At 61.2% G+C, this 24,341-nt stretch carries 17 protein-coding genes and 1 pseudogene; 3 read left to right on the top strand and 15 right to left on the bottom strand.

The window, feature by feature from the left end; translation table 11 throughout:
* Positions 1–228 precede the first annotated feature (228 nt).
* Together D0B54_RS03935 and D0B54_RS03930 are read left to right on the top strand one after the other, a co-directional pair.
* Positions 229–1,467, top strand: a complete 1,239-nt coding sequence (locus tag D0B54_RS03935) for a ribonucleotide-diphosphate reductase subunit beta (protein WP_240433544.1) — start codon at positions 229–231, stop codon at positions 1,465–1,467.
* Positions 1,468–1,562: 95 nt separating this feature from the next.
* A complete protein-coding gene (locus D0B54_RS03930; protein WP_117289391.1) occupies positions 1,563–3,410 on the top strand; it encodes an NACHT domain-containing protein in 1,848 nt (615 codons plus the stop codon).
* 92 nt (positions 3,411–3,502) lie between these two features.
* On the opposite strand, the gene D0B54_RS03925 is transcribed toward D0B54_RS03930, so the two are convergent.
* The 8 genes and pseudogenes from D0B54_RS03925 to D0B54_RS03890 form a co-directional block, all read right to left on the bottom strand.
* Complete coding sequence (locus D0B54_RS03925; RefSeq protein WP_117289389.1) at positions 3,503–4,681, bottom strand: hypothetical protein; 1,179 nt, start codon at positions 4,679–4,681, stop codon at positions 3,503–3,505.
* Between the two features lie 239 nt (positions 4,682–4,920).
* On the bottom strand, positions 4,921–5,808 hold the full coding sequence (locus D0B54_RS03920) for a DUF2971 domain-containing protein (protein WP_162932182.1): 888 nt from the start codon (positions 5,806–5,808) through the stop codon (positions 4,921–4,923).
* 124 nt (positions 5,809–5,932) lie between these two features.
* On the bottom strand, positions 5,933–6,844 hold the full coding sequence (locus tag D0B54_RS03915) for an AlbA family DNA-binding domain-containing protein (RefSeq protein ID WP_162932181.1): 912 nt from the start codon (positions 6,842–6,844) through the stop codon (positions 5,933–5,935).
* Positions 6,845–7,018: 174 nt separating this feature from the next.
* A pseudogene (locus tag D0B54_RS25135) lies at positions 7,019–7,138 on the bottom strand (GMC oxidoreductase); the annotation flags it as partial.
* Between the two features lie 100 nt (positions 7,139–7,238).
* On the bottom strand, positions 7,239–8,057 hold the full coding sequence (locus D0B54_RS03905) for a nitroreductase family protein (RefSeq protein ID WP_117289383.1): 819 nt from the start codon (positions 8,055–8,057) through the stop codon (positions 7,239–7,241).
* Positions 8,058–8,161: 104 nt separating this feature from the next.
* Complete coding sequence (locus D0B54_RS03900) at positions 8,162–8,515, bottom strand: DUF1905 domain-containing protein (RefSeq protein WP_117295018.1); 354 nt, start codon at positions 8,513–8,515, stop codon at positions 8,162–8,164.
* A gap of 168 nt (positions 8,516–8,683) precedes the next feature.
* On the bottom strand, positions 8,684–10,039 hold the full coding sequence (locus D0B54_RS03895) for an AlbA family DNA-binding domain-containing protein (protein WP_117289381.1): 1,356 nt from the start codon (positions 10,037–10,039) through the stop codon (positions 8,684–8,686).
* A 153-nt stretch (positions 10,040–10,192) separates the two neighbouring features.
* Positions 10,193–11,803: a GMC family oxidoreductase gene (locus D0B54_RS03890; RefSeq protein WP_117289380.1), complete on the bottom strand. Its 1,611-nt coding sequence runs from the start codon at positions 11,801–11,803 to the stop codon at positions 10,193–10,195.
* 417 nt (positions 11,804–12,220) lie between these two features.
* Here D0B54_RS03890 and D0B54_RS03885 point away from each other — a divergent pair, with 417 nt between their 5' ends.
* On the top strand, positions 12,221–12,667 hold the full coding sequence (locus tag D0B54_RS03885; RefSeq protein WP_117289378.1) for an SRPBCC family protein: 447 nt from the start codon (positions 12,221–12,223) through the stop codon (positions 12,665–12,667).
* 214 nt (positions 12,668–12,881) lie between these two features.
* Here the strand turns inward: D0B54_RS03885 and D0B54_RS03880 are convergent, their stop codons facing one another.
* The 7 genes from D0B54_RS03880 to D0B54_RS03850 form a co-directional block, all read right to left on the bottom strand.
* The gene (locus D0B54_RS03880; protein WP_117289376.1) at positions 12,882–13,514 is read right to left on the bottom strand and encodes a DUF1376 domain-containing protein; all 633 of its coding nucleotides are present in this window, start codon (positions 13,512–13,514) and stop codon (positions 12,882–12,884) included.
* Between the two features lie 174 nt (positions 13,515–13,688).
* Positions 13,689–17,561 carry a patatin-like phospholipase family protein gene (locus D0B54_RS03875; protein WP_117289374.1) on the bottom strand — a complete coding sequence of 1,291 codons (3,873 nt, stop codon included), beginning with the start codon at positions 17,559–17,561 and terminating at the stop codon, positions 13,689–13,691.
* A 57-nt stretch (positions 17,562–17,618) separates the two neighbouring features.
* Complete coding sequence (locus D0B54_RS03870) at positions 17,619–19,043, bottom strand: esterase (protein WP_117289372.1); 1,425 nt, start codon at positions 19,041–19,043, stop codon at positions 17,619–17,621.
* A 571-nt stretch (positions 19,044–19,614) separates the two neighbouring features.
* Positions 19,615–21,762 carry a DNA/RNA non-specific endonuclease gene (locus D0B54_RS03865; protein ID WP_117289370.1) on the bottom strand — a complete coding sequence of 716 codons (2,148 nt, stop codon included), beginning with the start codon at positions 21,760–21,762 and terminating at the stop codon, positions 19,615–19,617.
* 392 nt (positions 21,763–22,154) lie between these two features.
* On the bottom strand, positions 22,155–23,033 hold the full coding sequence (locus D0B54_RS03860) for an ATP-grasp domain-containing protein (RefSeq protein ID WP_162932180.1): 879 nt from the start codon (positions 23,031–23,033) through the stop codon (positions 22,155–22,157).
* Entirely contained in the window at positions 23,034–23,609 is a 576-nt protein-coding gene (locus D0B54_RS03855; protein ID WP_117289366.1) for a hypothetical protein, read from the bottom strand.
* 118 nt (positions 23,610–23,727) lie between these two features.
* On the bottom strand, positions 23,728–24,222 hold the full coding sequence (locus tag D0B54_RS03850) for a hypothetical protein (protein ID WP_117289364.1): 495 nt from the start codon (positions 24,220–24,222) through the stop codon (positions 23,728–23,730).
* Between the last annotated feature and the right edge of the window lie 119 nt (positions 24,223–24,341).

Raw genomic sequence — 24,341 nt, 5'->3', positions numbered from 1 at the left:
TGGGGCGCGGACATAAAGTACCCACTAGCAGTTGTATTTTGCCCTTGACTACGCCCCTGCCGAAGAGCAATCTCTTCCCCTGGGCGTTGCGGATTTCGCGTGGCATCAAACCATGCCGGAATGCAGCCCCGGGGAGAGGGTCAAAAAAGACCCGCAGGACGCAGCCATAGCGCGACGAACAGACACGCACCCGGGCCCGATCGCCCGGAGTAACAAGGAGCACATGCCATGCTGAGCTGGGACGACGAACCGACCATCGCCACCCCGAAACCCGCCGCCCCCCAGGCCGCGCCGCGCGCCGCGCACACGGCCATCCTGATGGGCGCCGTGGCCGACACCCACCCCACCCCGGTGCCGCCGATCCCCGCCGCCAGCGACTTCAGGCTGCAGCCGACCCAGGCGCAGATCGAAGCCGGCGCCACCGGCCTGGAAGACCTGCAGATGGGCGCCCGCCGCATCCAGGTGGACGACAAGAAGATCATCAACTGCCGCGCCGACCTCAACCAGCTGGTGCCCTTCAAGTACGAATGGGCCTGGAAGAAGTACCTGGACGCCTGCAACAACCACTGGATGCCGCAGGAGATCAACATGAGCGCCGACATCGCGCTCTGGCAGGATCCCAACGGCCTGACCGAAGACGAGCGCATGATCATCAAGCGCTCGCTCGGCTTCTTCAGCACCGCCGACTCCCTGGTTGCCAACAACCTGGTGCTGGCCGTGTACCGCCACCTGACCAACCCCGAGTGCCGCCAGTACCTGCTGCGCCAGGCCTTCGAGGAAGCGATCCACACGCACGCCTACCAGTACTGCATCGAAAGCCTCGGCCTGGACGAAGCCGAAGTCTTCAACATGTACCGCGAAGTGCCGAGCATCCACGACAAGGCCGCCTGGGCCCTGCCGTACACCCAGTCCCTGGCCGATCAGGAATTCCACACCGGCACGCCGGAAACCGACCAGCGCTTCCTGCGCGACATGATCGCCTTCTACGTGGTGTTCGAAGGCATCTTCTTCTACGTGGGCTTCGTGCAGCTGCTCAGCTTCGGGCGCCGCAACAAGATGGTGGGTGTATCGGAGCAGATCCAGTACATCATGCGTGACGAAGCCATGCACATGAACTTCGGCATCGACGTGATCAACCAGATCAAGATCGAAAACCCGCACCTGTGGACCGCCGAGTTCCAGGAGCAGGCGCGCAAGATGATCATCGAAGCCACCGAGCTCGAGATCGCCTACGCCCACGACACCATGCCCCGCGGCGTGCTCGGCCTGAACGCCGCCATGTTCAACGAGTACATGAAGTTCATCGCCAACCGCCGCTGCGCCCAGATCGGCCTCAAGGCCATCTACCCGGCCTGCGAGAACCCCTTCCCCTGGATGAGCGAGGTGCTGGATCTGAAGAAGGAGAAGAACTTCTTCGAGACCCGGGTTACGGAGTATCAGACGGGTGGGGCGTTGAGCTGGGATTGATGGTTAGGCGCCACTAGAACAGGTGACGTGAAGTAACGAAGGGCCGGAGTAAATTACTCCGGCCTTTTTTCTATTAACTCGCTTGCAGAGACAAAATGGAAAGCCTTGTCGCCATTGCTAAGAGCGCTGCTGTAACAGCAGCCATTGAAAAATCCATTGAGAAGGCCTACGACTTTATCTCCAGCAAGTACCAGCTAAATCGCACAGACAATTCAAAAAGTCAGACATTCCGAAAGCAGTACATAAAGTACTGCGTCGATCTCTTAAGTGTAAAAACCCTCGCCTCGCCAAACGAGACAATATTCATCAATGACATTTATGTGCCATTGAACTTGCGCGGTATAAAAAGCTTTAGCGTGCTGGTCACAGATGATGTAACTCTGGATTTAGAGGAAAGGACCGTCTTTATAAAGGGCTTGGCTGGGCAAGGAAAATCGACTTTGCTCCGCAAGCTTATTGCGAATAATGCAATAAAGAACAATCGCTTTCCCTTGTTCTATGAATTAAAGAACTACAAGGGGGGAACCCTCGAATCACAGATCGCAGAGAAACTCACACGCAGCGGCCTCACTATCGATGAAGAGACCGTGCAAATTGTGCTCAAAGATAGCGAGGTCAAGGTCTACTTAGATGCCTTCGACGAAACCCCCACTCAATTTCGCGAAGAGCTCGTTGAAGAAATCAGAAAGATAATCGCAAAATATAACTGCAACCTTGTCGTGACAACACGACCAGATACGGAGCTCGACTCCGTCACTCAGGGGCACATCTATGAGGTTTGCGAACTCAATGAAGACCAGATTTTTTCAATTATAAAGAAAACAGCATCTGACACGCAGAAGGCAGATGAACTCATCCAAGCCTTATCCAGAACCCATCTGCACAAACAGTCAGACTCGGTGCTTAAATCCCCTATTCTGGTTGTTCTTTTCTGCATCAGCTACAACCTGGGAGAAGAGATACCCTCCACTCTCTCCCAATTCTACGAGAACATCTTTGAGACCATTTTCTTTCGTCATGACAATCTAAAGGGCCGCGTAAACCGGACGCGTCACTGGAATGACAATCGGCGAATATATCGTCAGGTATTCGAAGGCCTATGCTTCTTTACGCAGAAAATGCGCGGGTCAAGCTTTACTCGATTGCACTTAACCGAGGGCCTGAGCAAAGCCCTGTTATATGTAAACGAAGACGAAAAGCTAAGCGACAGAATTCTCGATGAACTTAGCGGAATAACCAATCTTATTATTGAGGACGGATTCAACGAGTACCGCTTTGTTCATAAATCGGTTCAGGAATTTTTCACTGCCTCTTTTGTCAGATTTCTGGGCTCAAATGAGAAAAGCATTTTTTACAAAAGTTGCTGGCAAAGTCATCAACACTATTCAACTTTTAATAACACACTCTTTTTCTTAGAAGACCTCGACTACTATGCGCATGCTGAGTACTACCTACTACCTACCGTTAGAGCAGTATTCGGGGAGCAAAACTTTGATCTTTCGCACAACCTACATATACCTGACAGCGTCTTAAGTCTCTTCCTCGATCAAACAGTCAAAGCCAAGGTCTCTCGAGTAAAGGGCTCAAGCTCCGGACGCCAATCAACCTACTCAGAATATCAAGGCCCTAGATTTGAAAAATCGGCTGATATGGCCGAGAGCTACACTAGATTGTTCAACATGGCGAACTCTGTTCTTGATTTGGGGATGTCAGAATTTAGCCTCGCTCTACTGGTAGTCGAAAAAGGGCGCCGCGGCATTGATGGCTTTCACATATCAACGCTTGGCGAGCTACTTAAAGCAGCCGATGCTTCGACGGATGTGGCATCTAGTGCGATAGCCCAAGCAGCAGCGGTCCTCTTCGCAAGAAAATACACGTCAGCTCTTAGCAAAGTGCAAAAGAGAAGTAGCCTCGTCAGCGATGGAAATCTGCTTGGCCTTTGAATAGTGGAAGAAAGAGGTCGAAGTGTACTCTGCCCCTTTTTGCTTCCCCTCCCGCCAGAGATGCGTTACGAAAGCTGCGAGGGCCGCGCCGGCTAGTTGATTTCCCGCCGGACCTGAAGGTATCCGAAGGCATAGTCCGCAGGGCCATCGTCGTCGCGAGCTTTCGACCGGCCGGTCAATCGGACGAAGCGCTCCTCATCATCGAATCCGTCAACAATCTCATTGAAGGTGTAGGTGAACGCATTGTTCACTTGGTGAACGACTTCCGACTTCGTTGATGCCTTCGCATACAATGGTTTACTGTTGTACTCCTCTGGCGCATCAAGAGGCGCATAGCCGCCGCTCCTGCGGTGTGAATCATCATGCATCTGCTTCTTGAGAATCGCGGCGATCGCCCTATCGAGACAATACTTGGCATTAGCCACGGTACTGATGTGCTCCCGGGCCGATAGGTCGATCTTTATCGCCCAGGACGCAGACGCTTTCTCCTGAAAGACGGCAGGTGTAAGCCGGCGAATATTTGAGAGTTCGGCGGTGTGAATCCCCCACTCCAAGGCATCAAGTCGCCACTGCTCTGGGCTGATTTGGACGTAGTCCGTAGGCTCATTAACGTTCTTCTCCACCCAGCTCTTGTTGAGCTTCCAGGACTGAGCCTTCCAGCCCCCTCGACTGAAACCCAGCAGGGAATTGAAATCCGGCGGGCCCTCATGGTCCTTCCAGGAATGGATGCAATAGGGCAGTTCAAACTCGAGAAACACCGCCTTGCGCACCTCGACTGCGGCCTCGAAGTATTGACGGCCATCAATCAATTTCTCGGCTTCTTTGAGATGCTTCTTCGCCGGACCATCCTTCAGAAAATCGGCGAAGAAGAGGTCGCGCAGCGGCCGGCCAATGACAGCCTTAACGGTGCTATCTAAAACAAACAGGGCAGCGTCCAGGAAGTTACGGATCATAAGCGGTTCGACCAGCTGCGCATAATGCTTCGTCAGCACACGCTGCTTGTTTAGAACCTTAAGTGTGCCGCTTTTCGGGACAGGGATGCCCGCCTTTTTCAGCTCCCCGATAAGCTCATCGAAGCTCTTTCTTTCAAGAGGAACTTCCTCATCTACAGAGCGCTCAATCAATAAGGCATAGAAGGCAATTTCTAGAGCATCCTGTATGAGGACTAGGCCTGCGGAAGCCAGGTGTCGATCGTCAGACTGAGCCAATTCCGTAGCTCTCTCCATCAGAGCACGAGCCACCAGAAGTGAATCGACAGTTGTTTGCTTCATGTGGCAACTCCAAGATGCAGCAGGGAAAAAGCCGGTCCCTTAACTCGTTCTAATCATCTTACGGGGTACGCTGTAGTACGTGAAATTTCAGAAGCGGGCCCTCTGGATCGGAAAAAAGCAGCTGCCGCTCGTGGGCGTAAGAAGAATCGGGGCGGAGTAGACTATTCGACCCTGCGGAATCATCCTTACCCCAGCTCCACCATTTTAGGTGGCTCCGCCTTCCTTTTTAGTCCTAATCCTTAGATACGACGAACCGAAATCCTTCCCCCTCGCATTGTTGCGCGATAGAGTTTCGGTGCCGACATGCCGGAACGGCGTCTCTCTTCGATAAAATCGCGCGCTTTAGCTTCCAGTTCGGCTAATGCCCTGACCCCGAGAATTATCCCCGACAGAGCAGTGTGGTGCACCAAAGCAGATTGGCCTGCTTGTGTCGGCCTAACGAGACGCCACTCCTTTTCACTCAAGTAAGCTGTGTGTTTCCTGAGAACCATCCGTCGGATGGGATCTTCTAGATCGTTCCTTCCAAAGATCTCCACCACAGGGAGATCATCATAAATGACAGGAACGGCCTCGCAGAGCGTGTCGTAGCCCAAGGCAACGTTGTACTGAAGGCAAATGCCTTGGTGCCCATTCGCGTAGTTCGCCCACATCTGCTGATTGTGTGGATCCGTTGTGAGGCTACAGATGCCTGTTTCAACCCGAGTTTTGTCCCCAGCAGCTTGGTGGATACTCGCGAAGTTTCCTTGCTTATAAATTTCTCTTGCCTGGACCACTCGATCCTTCCACTTTAAAAGCGAAGTACGGTGAAGCCACCTCTCTAGCGCCTTAAGCGCTTCCGGAACATCAATCGGAAGGCGGACTTCCAATTGCAACTCACCTGGATCATTAAGCCTGTCTGCACCGCATAGAAAAAGTCGATTGCCAACGATGGCATCCCGAAGGTGCGCGTCATTTTCGGCCGCGGTGTATTTGTAGAGGTGGCGTCGGTAGGGCGTTGGCTGTGAGAGCAGGTACTTCCGCCGCTGTCTTGGTGTCATTGGCTGGAGGATCCGCCCGGCCAGCTGTCGAACACGATTGCGATCCTCTTCCGGATCACGATATGGGCGCATGGGGATCGGCTTCTTCATCTTTATTCTATGAGCCACCCTGGGCCAGTTCATTTTTAACTTTTCCCTGCTCTCTTCTGAGCAGCGCAGGGCGGGTCCTTGAGCGCCCTTCGTGGCAGGCAGATCGAGGCCCCGCCTACATGAGCTATATTTTCTGAAGGCCCGATCCTAGCCCCTCCGATGGGTAATTCTCTGCTTTCTTTTCCGCCAGAAGCCTCGCGCCATTCCACTTAATGAGCACGACACCTTCTTTCATCGGCATTCCAGGGGCCAGAATTCTCCAACCAAGCAGATAGGATCCGTTAGAAGGCATATCGAACACAAAGCCCGGATAGTCCCAGAGTGAGAATTCCACCCCTTCGAAGAGCGGCATATGCGTGTTCGGCATGTGATTGTAGGAGTACCGCCTGGCAGCGCGCTTCGTATCCCCAAAGGTAATGTACTCAGACATTCCAACACTAAGGTATCCTGGGGCCTCACGGAGCTTTAATTCATCATCGACGAATAAGGCAATGATGGCATGGTTTGCAACTACGACCGCTTTATTCCCTACAGTTGCGGAAAGACGAAACTCCGTCACCTGTTCTTGATCAACACTCAATGTCGGAATGACTCCGATATCCATGAATAAATCTGGCGCTTCTGATCTCCGAGACACATCTCGGATTTCATACTCCTCCATAGGAATCGACTGAAAGTTGAACCTTTTGTAGAACTTTGTATCAGAGGCCTGATGTGGAGCCCGATCGCTTTGCGGAATTTCCACTACATACGCAACCCTTCCGTGACCACCGGATAGATCAACTTGATGGATTCTGATGCCATCAATTCTCCTTTGAATATTGGAGTTGATTTGCTGCTCAAGCCATTCTTTTGAAATCTCGTGCGGGTCAATTCCGGAATCGACGTAGGCTGCCATGTGCGCATCGTTCTCAACAACTGCATAGATCAGGGTTCCCCCTGCAGAGTTTGCGAAGGCTGATACATCCTTACTGATCTCATTTTTCTTCTTATTGTCGGAGAGAGATAGAGCGTCGCTCCCTTTGAACTCAAGCATCAGACTTTCCCTCTCGCCTGATTGCACCAGCTCTATCAACCGCTCCTCTGTCCAAGATCCTTCGTTGCGCATAGTGATCCTCAGAAATGCTTCCGTATGTTGAAGTTAGCAAAAAGGGGAAATATCGAGTTTTCTGAGAAGCCAAGCAAGCCTGCCCCCTTTCTCTCGCCCATCTCACTGATCCTCCACCACCATCCCCGTCGCTCTCTCCGCAATCATCAAGGTCGGCGCATTCGTATTTCCTGAGGTGATCGTCGGCATGACCGACGCATCGGCTACACGCAGCCCGCCGATGCTCGGGACCGGAAGAAGAGGGGCGGAGTAAATTACTCCCACCCCCTTCTGCTGAACTCTTTGCGCCTGGCTACACCGGAACGCGGCAGGTCGCCCAACACTACACCTCGTGCACAAACAGCTTGCGATCAAAGCGCAGCTGTGGCCAGAACACGCCGTCGTCGGCGCGCTCGCCGGCGCCCACTACCATGATCGGGAACGCCGCATCGTCGAGCTTCAGCAGCTTGCGTACCCGCACCTCGTCGAAGCCTTCCATCATGCAGCTGTCGTAGCCGTGCGCGCGCAGGGCCAGCACCAGGTTCTCGCAGGCCAGCGCCGTGCTCTTGGCCGCCCACAGCTTCACCTCCGCGCTGGTGTAGGGCCCGCGCGGCACGGCGGCCAGCAGGCCACCGGCGGCGGTGGCGGCCTTCTTCACCATCGCGAAGCTGTTCAGCGGGCCCGGAGCATAGTTGTAGGGAATCAGCTGGTAGTAGCGCTTCACCAGCACCGGCACATCCGGCATCGGCCACTCGCGCAGCATCTTGCGCGAGAACTCCTGCACGCGGTCGGTGCGCGCCACGCAGACGATCAGGTCGGCTGCGGTCTTCGCGGCGAGCTGGCTCATGCAGGCCTTCACCAGTCGCGCCTTCTTGTCGGCCGACTTCACCACGTAGAACTCCCAGGGCTGCAGGCCGGATGAGCAGGGCGCGAGCAGCGCCATGTCGATGCAGTCATCCAGCACCGCCTTGGGGATCGGCTTGTCGGTGAACTTGCGCACCGAGCGGCGGCTGCTCACCACCTGGCGGAAGGACTCCACATCGATGCCCCTGGGCGCCGGCTCGTGGTAGCGCTCCTTGCCATCGACAGTCACAGTGTTCTGCGCGGCGGCCTTCACTGCGGGCTTGGCGGCTTTCTTGCGGGTCTTGGTCTGGGCGGGCATGGGTATGCTTCAGTTCGGAAAGTGGTAAGTCGCACTGTAGCCGCCCCTGCCACTTGAATCCTTGGCCGGGGCGCCCTGAGGGGAAACTGAAAAGTCAGACTCCCCTACCTCCTGAGAAACACCTCCGCCCTGACCACCGCCCCTTCCTCGATCCCCTCCGCCTTCCGCACACTCGCCTTGATCGCAAACAGGTACGTCCCGGTCTTGCCCTGCGGAAACAGCGACGTCTCCCACTCCGTCTCGCCAATCTTCACCCGCACCGGCATCGATCCCCAGCCACGCTTGGTACCTGTAGCCTTGCTGCGGATCTGCGCCGACTGCGCCTTGGGCACCGTCGCAAAATGCCAGCCGGCGTCCTCCTTCCAGCGCCATACCTTGGCCTTCACCACGATCGCCGCGTCGGCCGCTTCCGGCTCCGCATCGAGTAGCGGGGAGAACCGGTCCGGCTCGCCGTACATCTGCACGACACTTCGCTTTGTCTTCCTGGCGCTCGCCATCGGAACATCGATCTCACTATTTAGGGGAGAAAATGGAGAAGAATCGGGGTCTGGAGAAGAATCGGAGTCGGAATTCCCTGGAAAATTGGCGGAGTGATTTACCCTAAGACCCCTATACGGCTTACTCCATTAATTTCCAAAAAAGCTTTGCTTTTCGTCAAGAAAATCCCGCCATTGCTGCGGCGAAATCTTTCGATTGCTCGCTCCTACTCTTGCATAAAGATAGCTGTCCTGATCGATGGTAATTGGCTTTTCAGAAGCCATAGAAACGTCGATGACAACAACAAGCACTTCATTGACACGTACACATGCCAGCTGCACGGTAATATGTCCTTGCAGCGCACTTCTTATTTTGCTTTTAAGCGCCCCGATATAACGGGCCGCTGCAGCCTCGTCTGGCGCTGCCCCTGCCCATGTTGCGAGCTCTTTATCTATCCCGACGATAACGCAATCATCGTCAATCCCAAGATAAATCCGTCCACCACCTCCATTTGAAAAAGCAGCAATGGTGGTAAGAATTTCTCTTATCTTCGTTTTTCCTGCTGCTACCTGAAATTTTTGGTTTGGGTCAACAAAAGGCTTGAACTCAACATGAGCCCCTTCGCCGTCAGAAGCAGCTGCGCGAACCTTATCAGACAGAGAATTCTGGGTAAGCCCCGATACCACTGCACCAACCGAATGTTGGGACCTGCGATCCACCATACAGTAGTCGTATATAGCCGCAGAATTATCTATTAAGTAGAACTCAAGCCTATGAAAATCTTCTGGGACTTCCAACACGATCTTTCCGCGCAGCAAGGGGCCATCAATATGGTGTATCGAGTTATTCAGCCAATATGCTCCACGTAAAAAGAGAGACAGCCTATCCATCTCGTCACCGGCAACAGAGACATGCAGCTTCCCTTCACTATCTAGCTCTAGCTCAGAGAAGAAGGCGCGAACCTCCGGTAGAATAAATACTACCTGCCCATTTCTTGCATCACGGCTACCGTGATATTTGCGAAATGGAAGCCAATGCCGAGCCGCATCCTCCACGTCGGGATAGAAGGGCTCATAAGGATTCAACAAAGGTCCTGAGCTTGCATACCCGCTTTCAGAGAATTGAGTGTTTACGATATATCCGGGAGCATCCATGTACTCATTTTTTGACGCGACTCTTTGGACATCCCATTGCGATGATTTACTTTTCTGCAAGGTAACCCCTTCTATCCGCAAGGCTCCTCCTCGTACTTCTCTAGCAAATCTCAAGCATTCGGCACCGTTGATAAAGTCCTCAAAAAGCAGGGCTTGAGAGTAGTGGCGCGACCTCGCCCGAGGGAGAGACCCCGCACCATCTCTTAGCGCCTCAACCACACAGCAAATCAGCTCCCCTTTACCGCCCTGTCGCTTTAGCAGCACGGCACGACGTCGAAAGATCCGCTGCCCTGCACCCTCGACATATGAAACGATTTCTTCCGGAGGGGCATCGAAGGTATTGCTGTCCATTTTTTGATTAAAAGTCGCGTGTTAGAAGTCGCGTATCGCATATTAGGCGTTAGGGCACGCATGAGGGAGTAGGCCTCGATTTAACGATTTTGCCGCCTAGTAGGAATCGATGGGGAGGAATCAATGGAATCAGCCACCATCGATCTGCCCACCTCACCGATCCCCCACCATCATCCCCGCCGCCCTCTCCGCAATCATCAAGGTCGGCGCATTCGTATTCCCTGAGGTGATCGTCGGCATGATCGACGCATCGGCTACGCGCAGCCCGCCGATGCCCCGTACCCGCAGACGGGTATCGACCACTGCTCCGTCATCCGCCTCGGCCCCCATCCTGCAGGTGCCGACCGGGTGGAAGATGGTGGTGCCGACGAGGCCGGCGGCCAGCGCTAGTTCTTCGTCGGTCTGGTACTGCGGGCCTGGCAGGTGTTCCCGGGGCTTGTAGGGGGCCAGGGCGGGCATGGCGGCGATGCGGCGGGTGAGCTTGAGGGCGTCGGCGGCGATCCGGCGGTCTTCTTCGGTGGAGAGGTAGCAGGGCGATATGCGCGGGGCGTCAGCGGGCTCGCGCGAGACGATGCGGACATGGCCGCGCGAGCTGGGGCGCAGGGCGCAGACGCTGGCGGTGAAAGCCGGGAAGCGGTGCAGCGGGTCGCCGAATTTGTCGAGCGACAGCGGTTGCACGTGGTACTCCAGGTTGGGCGTGGGCTGCGTGGGGTCTGAGCGGGTGAAGATGCCGAGCTGGCTGGGGGCCATGCTCAGCGGGCCGCCGCGGCGCCAGGCGTATTCCAGGCCCATGAGCATCTGCCCGAATTTGCTGTTGGCGAGCAGGTTGAGCGAGCGGATGCCTTCGACCTGGTAGATGGCGCGCAGCTGCAGGTGGTCCTGCAGGTTGGCGCCGACACCGGGCAGGTGGTGGACGGGGGCGATGCCCAGCTCGGCCAGCTTGCCGGCGTCGCCGATGCCGGAGCGCTGCAGGATGGCGGGCGAGCCGATGGAGCCGGCGGCCAGCACGGCTTCCTTGCGTGACCTTGCGCGCATGCGTTCGCCGCCGAGCAGGAACTCGACGCCGGTGGCGCGCGTGCCTTCGAAGCTGAGCTTGTCGACGAGCACGTCGGTGACGATGCGCAGGTTGGGGCGCTTGATCACCGGGCGCAGGAAGGCCTTGACGGCGTTCCAGCGGATGCCGCGGCGCTGCGTGACTTCGAATTTGCCGGAGCCGTTGTTGTCGCCGGTGTTGAAGTCGGCGGTGGGCGGGATGCCGGCCTGTTCGGCGGCCTCGGCGAAGCGGTCGAGGATGTCCCAGCGCAGGCGCTGCTGCTCGACGCGCAGTTCGCCGCCGCTGCCGTGGAAGGCGTCGCCGCCGCGCCAGTGGTCTTCGCTGCGCTTGAAGACGGGCAGCACGCGCTCCCAACTCCAGGACTCGTCACCGCAGAGGCGCGCCCACTCGTCGTAGTCGCGGGCCTGGCCGCGCATGTAGATCATGGCGTTGATCGATGAGCTGCCGCCCAGCACGCGGCCGCGCGCGTAGAGGATGTTGCGCCCGCCGAGGCCGGCTTCGCCCTGGGTGCGGTAGCACCAGTCGGTGCGCGGGTTGCCGATGCAGTAGAGGTAGCCGACCGGGATGTGGATCCAGATCCAGTTGTCCTTGCCGCCTGCTTCGAGCAGGAGGACGGAGGACGATGGGTCCTGCGACAGGCGATTGGCCAGCACGCAGCCCGCCGTGCCCCCGCCGACGATGATGTAGTCATAGCTGCCGAATTCCTTCATGCGCTGCCTGAGTCCGGTGTGCGATGCCGCAGGGCGGCTGGGGGCGCCGGGTGACGGCGCGGGTCGAGCCTTGGTCCGATGGCGGCCTCGCGGGGGGGCGGGGGGTGTCGGGCAAGGGACTATAGCGGGTTGGGTTGGGGGTATCGCACTGGAACGGGCGGCGGCTCTACTTGGCCGAGCCCCCTCTCCCCTACCCCTCTCCCACAAGGGGAGAGGGGATAAAAAAGCACTGCTCCGTGCGTTGCCCTACCTCGGGGGTCCATCCCCTCGCCTACCCTCTCCCGCCGGCGGGAGAGGGGATAAAGAAGCGGGCGGGGGAAATTTTGAACCCTGGTGTCTCTGGCTGTCGAAATCCGACGCGCTCATTCGACGTATAAATGCCAATACCGGCTTTCCCCGCTTTTTCGGAGTCTTGCCATGCCCAGCACCATCCGCCTGCACCGCGTCCTCAAAGCCCCGCCCGAGCGCGTCTATCGCGCCTTTACCGATGCCGATGCGATGGCCAAGTGGCTGCCGCCAAACGGGTTTACGGGCAAGGTCCATGAGTTTTCGGGGCGCGTGGGGGGCGGCTACCGGATGTCGTTCACCAACTTCACCACCGGCAGCAGCCACTACTTCCGCGCCGAGTACCTCGAGCTGGTGCCCAACGAGCGCATCGTTCACACCGACCAGTTCGAGGACCCGAACCTGCCGGGCAAGATGATCGTGACGATCAGCCTCAGGAAGGTGTCCTGCGGCACGGAGCTGAGCATCACGCAGGAAGGCGTTCCGGACGTGATCCCGCCGGAGGGCTGCTACCTGGGGTGGCAGGAGTCGCTGATGCAGCTGGCGCAGCTGACCGATCCGGAGATTCCGGATCAGTGAGGGGTGGGGCTGAGGGTAGAGGAGAGAGCCGTTCTATTGGGACGATCCCCCTCTCCTCGGCAACTGCTCCATGCGTTGCCCTACCTCGGGGATCCATCCCCTCGCCGCGTTTTGCCGGGCTGGGGAGTGACATTAAGTCACTCCCCAGTAAGCAAAACGCCCTCTCCCACAAGGGGAGAGGGGAGCAGCAGATCCGGGGACGGACTTAATCAAGTCACCGCGCCCGCCGCACTTCCATGTGCCTGCGTAGCCAAGGCAAGGGATCGCGGACTTTCTGCCGCTCACAAGCCCGGAGCAGGTCGAATGTGCTGTCGTCTCCCAGGGCTTGGCGCATGAGCGCCAGGAAGCTCTCTGCCATGCCGGGGTCCACCTGTTGGGCGGTGAGCAGCGTCAGGCCGAAGGTGAGGACCGGGGCCGCGTCGGCGACGGCTATGGGAGCAGGCGGGGCTGCTTCCGCGGCGGGCGTGGGCGCCTGGGCGCAGGGGATGCGGATCAGGTCTGCCACGCCCTGGGGGACTTCCCTTTCGTTTGCCGGGGAGCTGCGCAGGACTGAGGCGAGGTCCAGGCGGTGGGCTTCGATGGCTGGGCGGCTGCGCTCGATCTCCTGGCGGGCGCGCTGTTGCCAGCCGTCTGCGCCGAAGCAGGTTGCCGCGATCTTGTCGGTGACGCGGCGCTCGGCGAGGGTGATGGCGCGGGTGATGCGGTAGCGCTCGGTGGGCGTGGGCGGCAGCGGGGATTCGTTGCTGTATTGCCAGTCGAGCAGGCGGGTGTAGGCGCCCTCTTCGAGGATGCTGAAGTGGGCGGTCCTGGCAGCGTGGTCGATGGCGTAGCGTTTGTAGTAGTTCATGGCGTTTTGCAGGCAGCAGCCGGCCTCCCGGGTGGATGGGATGGTTAGTTGAGGAAGGAATCAGGGACGCGGAAACAAAAAAGCCCGGCAATCAGCCGGGCTTTTTCTGGACGCGAGGTCTCTGCGAATATTGTCTCCGATTTTTCGCCGATCTCCTAACGGAACTCCGTTTTTTTACGAGGCCCCCTTCGAGGGGCTGCTCCAGGCTGTGCACTTGGGGGGGCTGATCCAGACCTCCAGGGAGTTCGGCGGTGCCTTGCCGCCGTGCAGGCCGACCTGGAGTGCCGGCGTGAGTTCGCAACCCTTCTTCCTGAAAAAGTCCGTCGTGCTGCTGGCCAGGATTTCCGCGGCGGCGGCGTTGTTCCTGTTGAAGTACTTGACGAGGTTGCCATAGCGCCCCTCGAGACGCTCCGCCGGCTCCATGCGGAAACTCACGGTCGTCTTGCCGTCCTGCAACTGCCTGCGGTACTCGTTGATCTGCGCGCGGGTCAGGAGGCCCTGGAACTGGACGTATACGACGTATTCCGTGGGCGCGGCAGCCGAAGCGTCGTCGGAGTCTCCCGCGGGAGACCTCACCGGGGTCCCGGGGTCCCATGAGGGCGGTGGGGCCGACATGACGATATCGGGGGGCGGGGCCGACATCACGATGGCGGGAGGCGGCTCGACAGGGGCCATGGGTTCCGGCGTGGCGGCGGCCGCCTGCCGCTGCTCTGGCGGCAGCCACAGGTGCAGCGTGCCCTTGGCATGATCGAAGCCGGGGACCACGATCTCGCTCACCGCACCCAGCGGCTCGAGGAGGCGTTCGCGCAGTTCGCCGAGGCAGCGTCCGTCGGGCAGCAAGCCCAGCAGCGCAGGCTGCGGGAAGCTGACGGCATCCAGCGCGCGCTCCGCCAGCGCCTGCGACGGTCCGCCCGACGCGCGGATGCGGACATCCATGCCGGCACCGACCGCCAGGCTCACGACGCCTTCGATCCGGCTGTCCTGGCCGCCGGCGGTGTGGATGACGAGCTTGCGGCGCACGCCCTCCTGCTGTGCGCAGGCAGCGATGGCGGGCTTCTCCTCGGAGGCGAACAGCATCGCCGGGCTCCAGTACTGCTGGTGCGCCGCGCTCCAGGGCGAGACACGCGGGCTCGACAGCACCGCCAGGGCGGTGGAGCAGAAGCGGCGCTGCGCATCGTCCTTGGACGCTTCATCGCCCTCGGTGTCCGGACGGCAGGCTTCGTAGATTGCGGACAAGGCCTGGTCGTGCGCCTGGTTGCGCGCAACGCTGCCATGCTTGGCGTCGATGCCTTCGATGGCGGCGACCCATCCGGCGAGCGCGGGCTTGATCTTGACCTCTGAGCCCTCCGCCAGGGCATCGAGCTTTTCGCGGACATCCTTCAGCAGGCCGCCGACGGCGCTGTTCTCGCCGTCGCGCGCCTGCACCCAGGCGGTCCGCGTGTCCTGCCACGCCTGCCAGCCGACCACCAGCAGGCTGGCCGCGGCACCGGCACCCAGCGTCTTGCCGACGGTGGCGGTGAAACGCTCGCGGCGGCTGCCGGATTCCCTTCTTTCCGCGGCCAGGATTTCGCCGGCCAGGTTGCGCGTCTCGGCAACCTTGCCGGCCTGCAGCAGCGGCAGCAGCTTGAGCAGCTCCGGGGTGATGTTGAGGCCCAGGCGCTTGCCCAGCTCGCAGTAGCTCTCCCATTGCGCTTCGTCGAAGAACTGGTCTGCGGTGGTCTGCTGCGGGAACTCGAGATCGCGGTCGGAGTATCCCGCCAGGTCCAGCGGCAGGCTCCGCACGCGACGCGGCTTGACGAAGATGATCGAGCCCTGCTCGCCGTTGCCGTAGTCCACCTTTGCGAACATCAGGAAGTCGCCTTCGGGCTCGGCGGTGATGCTGTCGGGCGTGCCGAACAGCGGCAGGCAATCCTTCAGTTCCGGCTGGTCCTTCAGCGAGGCGGGGCTGATGAAGTCGATCCTGATGTCGTAGTCGATGCGCGCCTTGCGGATCAGGTTCTCGATGTCGGAGAACAGGTACTTGGGATCGGCGCCGCAGTCGGCGGCGACAATCAGCTCGGGCTTGCGCTTGAGCAGGGTGTAGATGCCGGTGTTGTCGAAGTGGCCGCCGTCGGAGAGATACAGCGGCGAGCTGGACAGGCCGGGGAACTTGCCGAACCATTCGCGCAGGGTGGCGCTGTACTTGCCGAGCAGCGAACGGCCGTAGACCGCGCGGTCGCGGGTCCACCAGAAGCCGAGGCGCACGCCGGTGAGGAAGCTGAGCGCGGAAAGGCCGAAGCGGCTTTCGGAGCCCATGCCGGGCCCCGCTGCCGCGCCGGAGATGGCCACCCACTGGGCTACGCCGGTGTCGCCGATCACGCCGTCGTCATAAGGCGCACGGGTGCCGATCTCGACGCCCAGGGCGCTGACCGTGAGGTTGACGCCCTTGCGGTCGGCATTGAAGTTTCCGGTGCGGTCGTCGACCGTCTGGTTGATGCAGCAGTTGATGAGGTGGATCGGGCCGCCGCTTTCGTACGGGCGGTAGAGCTTCAGCGCGACGTCGTCGCCCAGCCGGTACTCGCCGACCTTGCCGACCTGCTCGGTGCTGCTGCGCTCGGCCTTTTCCAGCGGGGAAACCTCGAAGCGCCGGTCACCCTCGGTGGTCGGATGATCCGGCGAGTTGCCCACCGACACGTAGGACCGCGCCAGGCGCGAGCGGTAGAAGGGGTGCAGCGACGAGCGGTTGACCTGGTCTGCGTTGGGGCCGGTGATCAGCACGTAGGCCAGCAGGGCGAGCGTGAGCAGCAGCCAGCGCCCCGGCACGGTGTCGAGCCCGTTCAGCGGATTGAGCGAGCAGGCCATCTTGACGGCGCCGCAAAGCGCGTCGCCCGGCGAGAGCGGCAGGAAGTAGACGAACCATTGCGCTGCGATCAGCCACAGGGTGAGCACCAGCGCCGTCAGCAGCAGGCCGCCGGCATTGAGCAGCAGCATCAGGCGGGAACCCTGGCCCGGCTCCGCCAGGTATTTCTGGATGGCGGGCACCACGATGCGGAGCGCCAGGACCAGGGCCGTGGTGAAGCCGACGCCGGTGGCGTAGAGCTCGGCCGTCAGGCGGTTGAGCTTGGACGCCGCCATCCAGGTGAGCAGGTCCATGAGGCCGAGGCCGAAGGCCAGGAAGGACAGCACGATCATCTGGCTGAACCAGAACGTGAGGCGCAGCCGGATGTGCGGCGGTGTCAGTTCATGGTCCAGGAGACGCGGATTCAGAGTGCGCAGCCACTGCGAGCCCCTGCGGTAGAGCAGGTAGATCAGCCCGCCCGCCGGGCCGGCGAGCAGGACCACCGCCACGGCCATCAGGGCCCAGTAGCGGGTGTCCGTGCCGGTGTGCTGCAGGGCACACCGGTACAACAGCATCGACAGCAGGAACAGCAGTGCACACCACAACAGGTCCCAGGGCCAGCGCTCGCTGTCGTCGCGCGCGAACCAGTAGGCCGCCAGCAGTGCCATGCCGCCGAACACGGCCAGCGGCAGCAGCGACCACCAGGGATTCCCCAGCGCGGCGCCCCAGGCCAGCAGCGGCGCGAACTGCAGCATGAGCATGTGCGGCAGGATCGCCAGGCAGGACAGGAGCAGCGCCAGCACACCCACTTCGATGTGCGTGGCCAGTGTGCCGCGGACGTAGCTCGCGCCGGCACTGATGGCGTCGCCGAAGCCGGCCGGCAGCAGGAAGCGTCCGTTGCTGCGCAGCCACCAGAGGAACAGGCTGCGGTCGTCCTGCAGCCCTTCGCTGACGCGTGGCGCAGTGGCCTTCTTCGAGTAGAGGCGGCCGATGGCGCTGCCGATGTAGCCGCCGCCGGAGACGGTGGAGAGGTAGTCGAAGCGGCTGAACAGGCCGTTGCGCGCCAGCGCGCGCGCCAGGCCCAGGCAGAAGGTCGCCGAGCGGATGCCGCCACCGGAGAAGGCCAGCGCCCAGGGCCGGCCGGTTTGCCCGAGGCCGGCCGCCTGACGGCGGGCGTCGATCAGCTCCTGCTCGGTACGAGTGTCCAGGCCGGAATCGTTGTCGCTCATGGCATTCCCCTACACAAGGCTGCATCCGGCGACGCTGCTCGCGCCGCCGGTTTCTTCTCAACGCTTCAGCAGGTACTGCGAATAGGCCCGGAGGCTTTCCTCGGGCTGGCTCTTGAGCAGGATCAGCCCCCTGATGAAGTCCAGCATCAGGGGGTTTCCCAGGTCGTTGTGATCGGCGATCAGCTCGCCGCTGACCCGGGTCACGAGGTAGGGGTTGCGCGGCGAGCCGTGGATGCCGCGCTCGAACTTCAGCGGGCCGAAGCGCAGGCTGCCGGTCTGGCCGCTGTCGCTGCGCCAGCCCTGCAGCAGTTGCACCGTGGCGGCGAGCAGTTCGACGTCCGACAGCCCCTGCACCGGCTTCGGCAACTTGCCTTCGGGCTGCAGGACGTGCGTGCGGTAGGGCTCGAAGTGGCCGACGGTCTGCCGGTTGGCACTCTTCTCGCTGACGCGCTGCGTGGCGCCGTCGCCGCGCCGGCGCTCGTAGACCCGTTCCTTTTCGAACAGGGTGGAGAACCAGCGGCCCAGCGGGAAGATCTTGCCGGTGGCGCCGTCCGCTTCGGAGGTCAGCACCGCCAGCACCGGCAGCTGCGTCGGCGGATAGAAATGGCGCTCGTAGGCCATGTCGGAGAGGGTCGAGAACTTCATCGCTTCGAAGGCCGGGTTGACCAGCACGGCCAGGTCGCCGAAGCCCCGCACGCGGCTGGCCTGCAAGGGACCGCAGGCGGTGTTGATGAAGCGCTCCTCGAAGCGCTGCGCCAGTGCCGAGAACACGATGGCGCCGCCGAAGCTGTGGCCGACGACCACCAGGCGGCTGCGCTCGTCCTCGCGGTCTTCGTCGCAGGAGGCGGCCTTGGAGTTGCGGCGCTTGCCCGGCATGCTGTCGAGGTAGGCGCGGCGCATGTCCTTGAGGCTTTCAAGGCGCATCAGCACTTCGGCGACGCCGATCTCGCCGACCTGGTGGGCGGTGCTCTTGCGGTCCCAGAAGGTGAGCTCCTTGACCACCGGCCAGGTGGCCGACAGGCCGCGCCAGCCCAGGTATACGCCGACGACCTTGCGCGGCCGGCTCTTGGTCAGCTTCGAGATCTGCTGCTCGGTCTGCGTGAGCTGCTCGAGCACGCCCTTGAAGGTGCTGATGTTCGGGTCGTCCTGGGGAATGCCCTGGGCGCTGTGCTTCCAGCCGTGCGCAAAAACCACGATCAGGAAGTCGGTGCTGCTCGCGTCGTCGATCAGCGGATTGATCACCGCATCCATCTGCCGGCGATCGAACAGGTGTCCCTGATCGTCGAACTCGATGTAGCCGATGCGGTAGCTGCCGCCGCTGGGCACGGTGACGTCCTGCACGGGGCGGTCGGCGCAGGCGGAGGGCACGGCGCCCGCCGGGCAGGGTTCGTGATTGTCGCGATACGCCGTCAGGTGCGTGCATGCGCCGAGCAGCAGCGCGGCGAAAACGGGTACCGGCCGTGACAGGATGCGCGGGTTCATCGCTCCCCCTTCACCTTCTTTTCGCTGCGCCGGCTTGTCACATCCCCCGACGTGACCGAGCAGTCCTTCACGTACTTAACGCCTGCCGCGGCGTCTCTGCAACCTGACGACACTGTCAGGTCTCATGAGGCCGGGGGGAACGGTGAAGGGCGCGGCGATACAGGCGCGCGGCAAGCGAGGGCGCGCGCGGGCGAAGCCGGAAGGCTTGCCCGCCCTGCATCCCTGCGCTACTCGTATCGTGAATTGGAAGTTCGTTGAATTAAACGGCGTCCCCTCTCCCGCAGGCGGGAGAGGGGTTAGGCGAGAGGGGAGAGGGTTTCTGTAAATCTAGACTGGGCTAACCACAGGACGATTTACAGAAACCCTCTCCCGCCCTCCGGGCACCCTCTCCCGCAGGCGGGAGAGGGGACGATTGCAGCGAACTTCTAACTCAGGACACTAGGGACCCTCTGAAAAGTCCATTCGTGCTGAGCCTGTCGAAGCACGGGTGGACTTTCCCCACGGCCGGTCAATGAGTTGCCGCCCGCCCTTCGACAGGCTCAGGGCGAACGGCAACTTAATCAGAGCTTCCCTAGGGGGCTTGATCCGCGGCGATCACCACATCGGGGAACTCGATGCCGGCCAGTTCGCCGATGGCCTTGATCGACTTTGCCTGCCGCCCGAACCCGGTCAGGTCCAGCCCCTCCTTGATGTCGAGGCCAAACTCCTTGATCACCGCGCTCTGGTTGAACACGAAACCATAGGCCAGGAGCCTGGGCCGGCGACGGGTGGTTTCCGGCACGATCACGACCTTCCAGAACTTCAGCGGATACCACACCCGACCGCGGCCGAAGTCATGGGTCCGGCCATCCGTGCCGAGCACGGGCCCGGCGAAGATCACGGCCTGTCCGCCGCCTGCCTCGATCTGGTCGGCGAGCCGCCCCTCGAACGCTCCCCAGATTCCGATGCGCCCCCGATATTCCTTGCCGTCGGGCGTTTCCTGGTTGAACAACTCGTGCTGCGGGGTGCAGTTGGTCCAGTGGTAGGTGTCCGCGTTGGCGTAGGCCGTGGGGAGCCCCGATTCTCCCCAGCAGTTGTCGTCGCGCCGCACGATGTGGCCGCGATCGAAGTTTCCGGCGGGGCCGTAGATGTCGGCATCCACCAGCTGGAACTTCTTGGGCACGCGACCATCGAGCCGCCAGTTCTCGCCGCCGAAATCCTGGCGGGACCGCGGGTCTTCGCGGGCCTCGGCCCTGTAGTCCACGTTTACCGCGGTCCACATGGGCATGCGGTACTTCTTGTTGGTGACGAGCGAGAAGTGATGGTAGCGAAGCTCCAGCGGGTCTGTGCCGCCGAGGTTGTGCGTGTCCAGTTCGATGGCGTTGCGGTCTTCAGCGAGGTAGGCCCGATAGTCGTCTACCGTATACAGCTCCTCGGCTCGCGCCGCTGTCACGCCTGGCAGCGGCACCTCCACGCCAAGAAAATCCGGGTCGTATCCCGGGCGTTCCGCATAGTCCGGATCGAAGGTCTGGGTCTTTTCGAGCGCGGTAATCGGTTTGGGGGTGGGTGCCGGCTTCTCGGGCGGAACCACGGCAGCCGCAGCCGCCGGCGCGGCGAAATTGATGGTGACGTTGCCGCTGATGTTGAAGATGTTCTGCGCCATGCCAACCCCTCCCTTTGAACTCATTTCAGCGGCATCCGGTGCCGCCGATTCGATCTGTACGTTGCGCAGCGGATCCGCCGTGCTGGTCAGCAGCTCGGTCAGCATCCGCTGCTGGGCCTCGCTTTCGACCCGGACCATCTTGAGGCTGGCGACGATGTGGCTTACCCGGGCGCCTTCGTTGGCGAGCCAGTGGATGTCGTCCTCCGGATCGCCCTCGGCATTCCAGGGGTTGCCGTCGTCGCGCAGGATCTGCCCATCCCTGCTATCCGGGATGCCGCAGTGGTGGAGTCCGACCAACTCCCAGTTTTCGTTGAACACGGGCGATCCGGAGGAACCCTGGGCGGTGTCAGCCTCGTAGTGGAGAAAGCCTTCGTCGAGGATGTCGAGCAGCAGGTTTCCGGTGGTGGCGTATTGCCGGGCGCCACCACCGGGGTGCTGGATGATGTTGACCGGCCTGCCCTTCAGGATCTTGCCCGCCGCCTCGATCAGCCGGACGAAGCCGAGGTCTTCCAGGCGTTCGCCGTTGGTGCCACGGGCTGCGACCGCGACGATCGCATAGTCGAGCACGGCGTCGGACAGGAAGAAGGTCTCGGGCTCCACCGCGAAGAAGATGCCGAGCTGCTTTCCCTTCTCGTCGGTCTGGTGCAGGAAGTTGGCGCCCATGCTGAGGGCATAGCTGGGATCCGGGAACACGTGATGATTGGTCATCAACAGCCCGGGACTGATCAGGAAGCCCGTAGCCACGCCCTGGGCTTCATAACCTTTTCCCGGCAGGGTGACGATGCGTGCCACCGGGATGGCCGCCTGGCGCGCGCGTTCGCTCGGAGCGAAGACGGTGGGCTCCCAGGCATCTCCGATCATTCGCTCGGCAGCAGAGAACTGCTGGATGGCCTTGCGGCGTGCCTCGCGCTCGGCATAGCGCTTGCGCTGAATTTCGGAATCCGCGGCGCCGGGGCCCTGGGCAGCAATGGATTTCCTGTCGGCATCGCGGCGGCGTGCGTGCCGCTCCCAGCGCTGCAGGGCCTCGGCAAGAACGGCCTGGCGTGCGGCCTTGACCTCACCGACGAGCGTCACCATTGCGCAAGCTCCGTGGTGCAGCGATCACGTCGTGGACAAAGATCCAGTTGCATGATTCCCCCGATCAATCGGATGCGCGGTCCTTCTACCCTATCCTCCCTGCCGCTGCAGCAGCAACGGCTGAAACAGAAAATTCATCGGGGACGCCGTGGCGTGGCGTGGCGCGGTGGACGCTGACATCTGATCATCTCGACATGACACATGACTCGACTGTCATGTTGATGGGACTCGACGATTTCGGATTCCTTGATCCGCCTTCCGCGACAGACTCCAGACCCGCTCCGGCAGCCACGCCCTGCACATGGACGGAAAAAAAGGGCCTCGATACTTTTCACGCAGGCCGTTCCAATCCCTTCTTCCACGCGCTGGCGGCCGTCGGCAAGGATACGGACTCAGACGCCACCAGATGGCAGCAGCGTTCGGACGATGGCATCCGCAATGGCCCCTTGGGCCACCTGGTCGAAGTTGGCGATCATCGGGCTGTTGTTCAACTCAAGAAAGATGCGCTTGCCTGTGGCCGGGTCGGTTTTGAAATCCGCCGCTCCGAAGTCCATCCCCAGGCAAGCCATCAGCGCACGCAGCGGCTCTACTTCCGCCGGCACTTCGACCGGCAGCACGTCCACGTCCTGGTGCTCGCGGTAGTCGAGGGACGAGCTGCGCATTTCGAACGCGAAGCGGTGTTCCCCCACCACATACAGGCGGATCTCCGGCGCGCTGAGGCGCTCCTGCAGGAAAGCAGGCAGGGGTGCCCGGCCGTGCCGGAACTCGACGCCGGGGAGCACGTCCTGCAGCAAGCGGCAGTAGTCGCCCCCGGTGACCGGCTTGGTGACACCGCCGCCGGCTGCCATCGCCATTGCATGCTCCTGCAGGTTGGAGACCCGCGTGCGGGGGATGCGCAGACCCTGCTTTTCGGCGAGGGCCAGTACGGCGATCTTGTTGGTGGCGGCCTGCTTCATGTCCCGATTGAGCGCGCGGACGCCGGGACGCGACAGCACCCAGGCGTTCACGCACTGGAACCACGCAGAGGCTCGCAGCGTGCTGGCCTGCTCGCCTGACGACACCGGGGTGAATACGTCGTAGCGAAAAAAAGCGGCGGCGACGCCGGCGAGTTCGCCGGCGTCCGCCGCCCCCGGGCCCAATTGCCAGCTGAACGCCGGGCTGCTTTCCTGCTCGAACCGGCAATCAACCAGTGGTGCGCCTGTTCGCGAGCATGCCGCAGCGACACACGACAGATTCGGATCCAGCGCACCGCCGGCCAGTAGCAGGGCCACTCAGTACTGACCGAAGGGATAGCCGCGCATCAGGGGATTCATCGGATCGTCGATCAGCGGCGAGGTGGTCCAGGGACCATGCTCCTCGCCGATGGCCAGCGTCTTGGGATGTGGCCAGCGCGGAATCGGCGGCCAGCCGGGGAAAGGCCAACGCGGATACGGCGGCCAGCCATCGCCACCGTCGGGCGGGATCGGCGTCAGGCCGTTGGAGGGTCCGGCGCGGAGGCTCAGGGCTCGCAGGCCGGGATTGGCGGGCGAGCTGGCGCCCACCTGCTGGGATACGAACTCGCTCACGTGCACGCTGATGCTGTTGGTGCGAGCCTTGACCAGGACCGCATCGATGGCGTCATCGATCACCGCGGTCGCGGCAATCGGCGTGATCACCTGCAAAGCCGGACCTGCAGGCGGCGTCGCTTCGAAAGTGAATTCGGCGATCTTGTCCTTGGGATTGGGATCATGGCTGTTGTCGAGCTTCGGGTGGGTCCAGCCCGTCGACGAAGCCAGCCCGCTGGCCATCACCACCAGTTTTCCTTCCTGCCGCACCACCACCACGTCCAGGACACGATAGATCAGCATGACATTCCTCCGGTTGTAGAAGCCTCGGCCTCCGAGGCTTTCAGGACACTTCGCGTTGAATCGACTTCGCTCCTGGGGAGTTCGAATCCGGCCCCTTCAAGCGGGCACTTTTCGTCGCTTACTTTTTCGAAGCCAGCGACACCATGTCGATGGAGTCCAGCTCCACGAATCCTTCCAGTCCTCCACCGACTTTCGCCGTTACGCGCGTCGTGGCGAACAGGGTCAGTTGCAGGACTTCTCCGGGCTTTGCACGCCGGGTCCAGCTGATGAACAGGTCCTGGTCGCGGTTGGTGAACTTCTTGCCGCGCCGGGTGCTGCCGTCCAGCACGTAGACGGCGGCCTTGGCGCCGGCGGACAGCACGACTTTTCCACGGACGTCAATCCGGACCCGGCCTGGCGCACGGCCCTCCAGGGTGGTCTGCAGCGTGGCGGAGATCGCCGCTACGCCGCCCGCGTCCTGGGCGCGGGCACTCAGGTCAGTGAACAACACCGAACTGGCGGTGGCATGCGGCGAGTACGCATGCGAGTGCGGTACGGCAGCCACGACTTTCGTGGCGGTGAAATTCATATCGCCCGAACTGTTGTCCGGGACTTCCACTTGCCTGATGCTCATGCTGCTCCCCTAGCCTTGGTCCCTGCGCTTGTTTCCGCGCCCCGGTATTCATGCTGCGCGTGCAACCCAAGTGCTGCAACGTGACAGGCCAGTCAGGTTGTTTCCAAATCATGATGCAT

It is taken from the genome of Solimonas sp. K1W22B-7 (assembly GCF_003428335.1).
Taxonomy (GTDB): domain Bacteria; phylum Pseudomonadota; class Gammaproteobacteria; order Nevskiales; family Nevskiaceae; genus Solimonas_A.
The sequence above is the reverse complement of the archived record's forward strand: the minus strand, read 5'-3'. Positions and strand labels throughout refer to the sequence as shown.

What these genes read in the sequence shown, in the direction of transcription:
- D0B54_RS03935 (WP_240433544.1), top strand. Translation starts at nt 229, where the DNA reads ATGCTGAGCTGGGACGACGAACCGACCATCGCCACCCCGAAACCCGCC.
- D0B54_RS03930 (WP_117289391.1), top strand. Translation starts at nt 1,563, where the DNA reads ATGGAAAGCCTTGTCGCCATTGCTAAGAGCGCTGCTGTAACAGCAGCC.
- D0B54_RS03925 (WP_117289389.1), bottom strand. Translation starts at nt 4,681, where the DNA reads ATGAAGCAAACAACTGTCGATTCACTTCTGGTGGCTCGTGCTCTGATG.
- D0B54_RS03920 (WP_162932182.1), bottom strand. Translation starts at nt 5,808, where the DNA reads ATGAAGAAGCCGATCCCCATGCGCCCATATCGTGATCCGGAAGAGGAT.
- D0B54_RS03915 (WP_162932181.1), bottom strand. Translation starts at nt 6,844, where the DNA reads ATGCTTGAGTTCAAAGGGAGCGACGCTCTATCTCTCTCCGACAATAAG.
- D0B54_RS03905 (WP_117289383.1), bottom strand. Translation starts at nt 8,057, where the DNA reads ATGCCCGCCCAGACCAAGACCCGCAAGAAAGCCGCCAAGCCCGCAGTG.
- D0B54_RS03900 (WP_117295018.1), bottom strand. Translation starts at nt 8,515, where the DNA reads ATGTACGGCGAGCCGGACCGGTTCTCCCCGCTACTCGATGCGGAGCCG.
- D0B54_RS03895 (WP_117289381.1), bottom strand. Translation starts at nt 10,039, where the DNA reads ATGGACAGCAATACCTTCGATGCCCCTCCGGAAGAAATCGTTTCATAT.
- D0B54_RS03890 (WP_117289380.1), bottom strand. Translation starts at nt 11,803, where the DNA reads ATGAAGGAATTCGGCAGCTATGACTACATCATCGTCGGCGGGGGCACG.
- D0B54_RS03885 (WP_117289378.1), top strand. Translation starts at nt 12,221, where the DNA reads ATGCCCAGCACCATCCGCCTGCACCGCGTCCTCAAAGCCCCGCCCGAG.
- D0B54_RS03880 (WP_117289376.1), bottom strand. Translation starts at nt 13,514, where the DNA reads ATGAACTACTACAAACGCTACGCCATCGACCACGCTGCCAGGACCGCC.
- D0B54_RS03875 (WP_117289374.1), bottom strand. Translation starts at nt 17,561, where the DNA reads ATGAGCGACAACGATTCCGGCCTGGACACTCGTACCGAGCAGGAGCTG.
- D0B54_RS03870 (WP_117289372.1), bottom strand. Translation starts at nt 19,043, where the DNA reads ATGAACCCGCGCATCCTGTCACGGCCGGTACCCGTTTTCGCCGCGCTG.
- D0B54_RS03865 (WP_117289370.1), bottom strand. Translation starts at nt 21,762, where the DNA reads ATGGTGACGCTCGTCGGTGAGGTCAAGGCCGCACGCCAGGCCGTTCTT.
- D0B54_RS03855 (WP_117289366.1), bottom strand. Translation starts at nt 23,609, where the DNA reads ATGCTGATCTATCGTGTCCTGGACGTGGTGGTGGTGCGGCAGGAAGGA.
- D0B54_RS03850 (WP_117289364.1), bottom strand. Translation starts at nt 24,222, where the DNA reads ATGAGCATCAGGCAAGTGGAAGTCCCGGACAACAGTTCGGGCGATATG.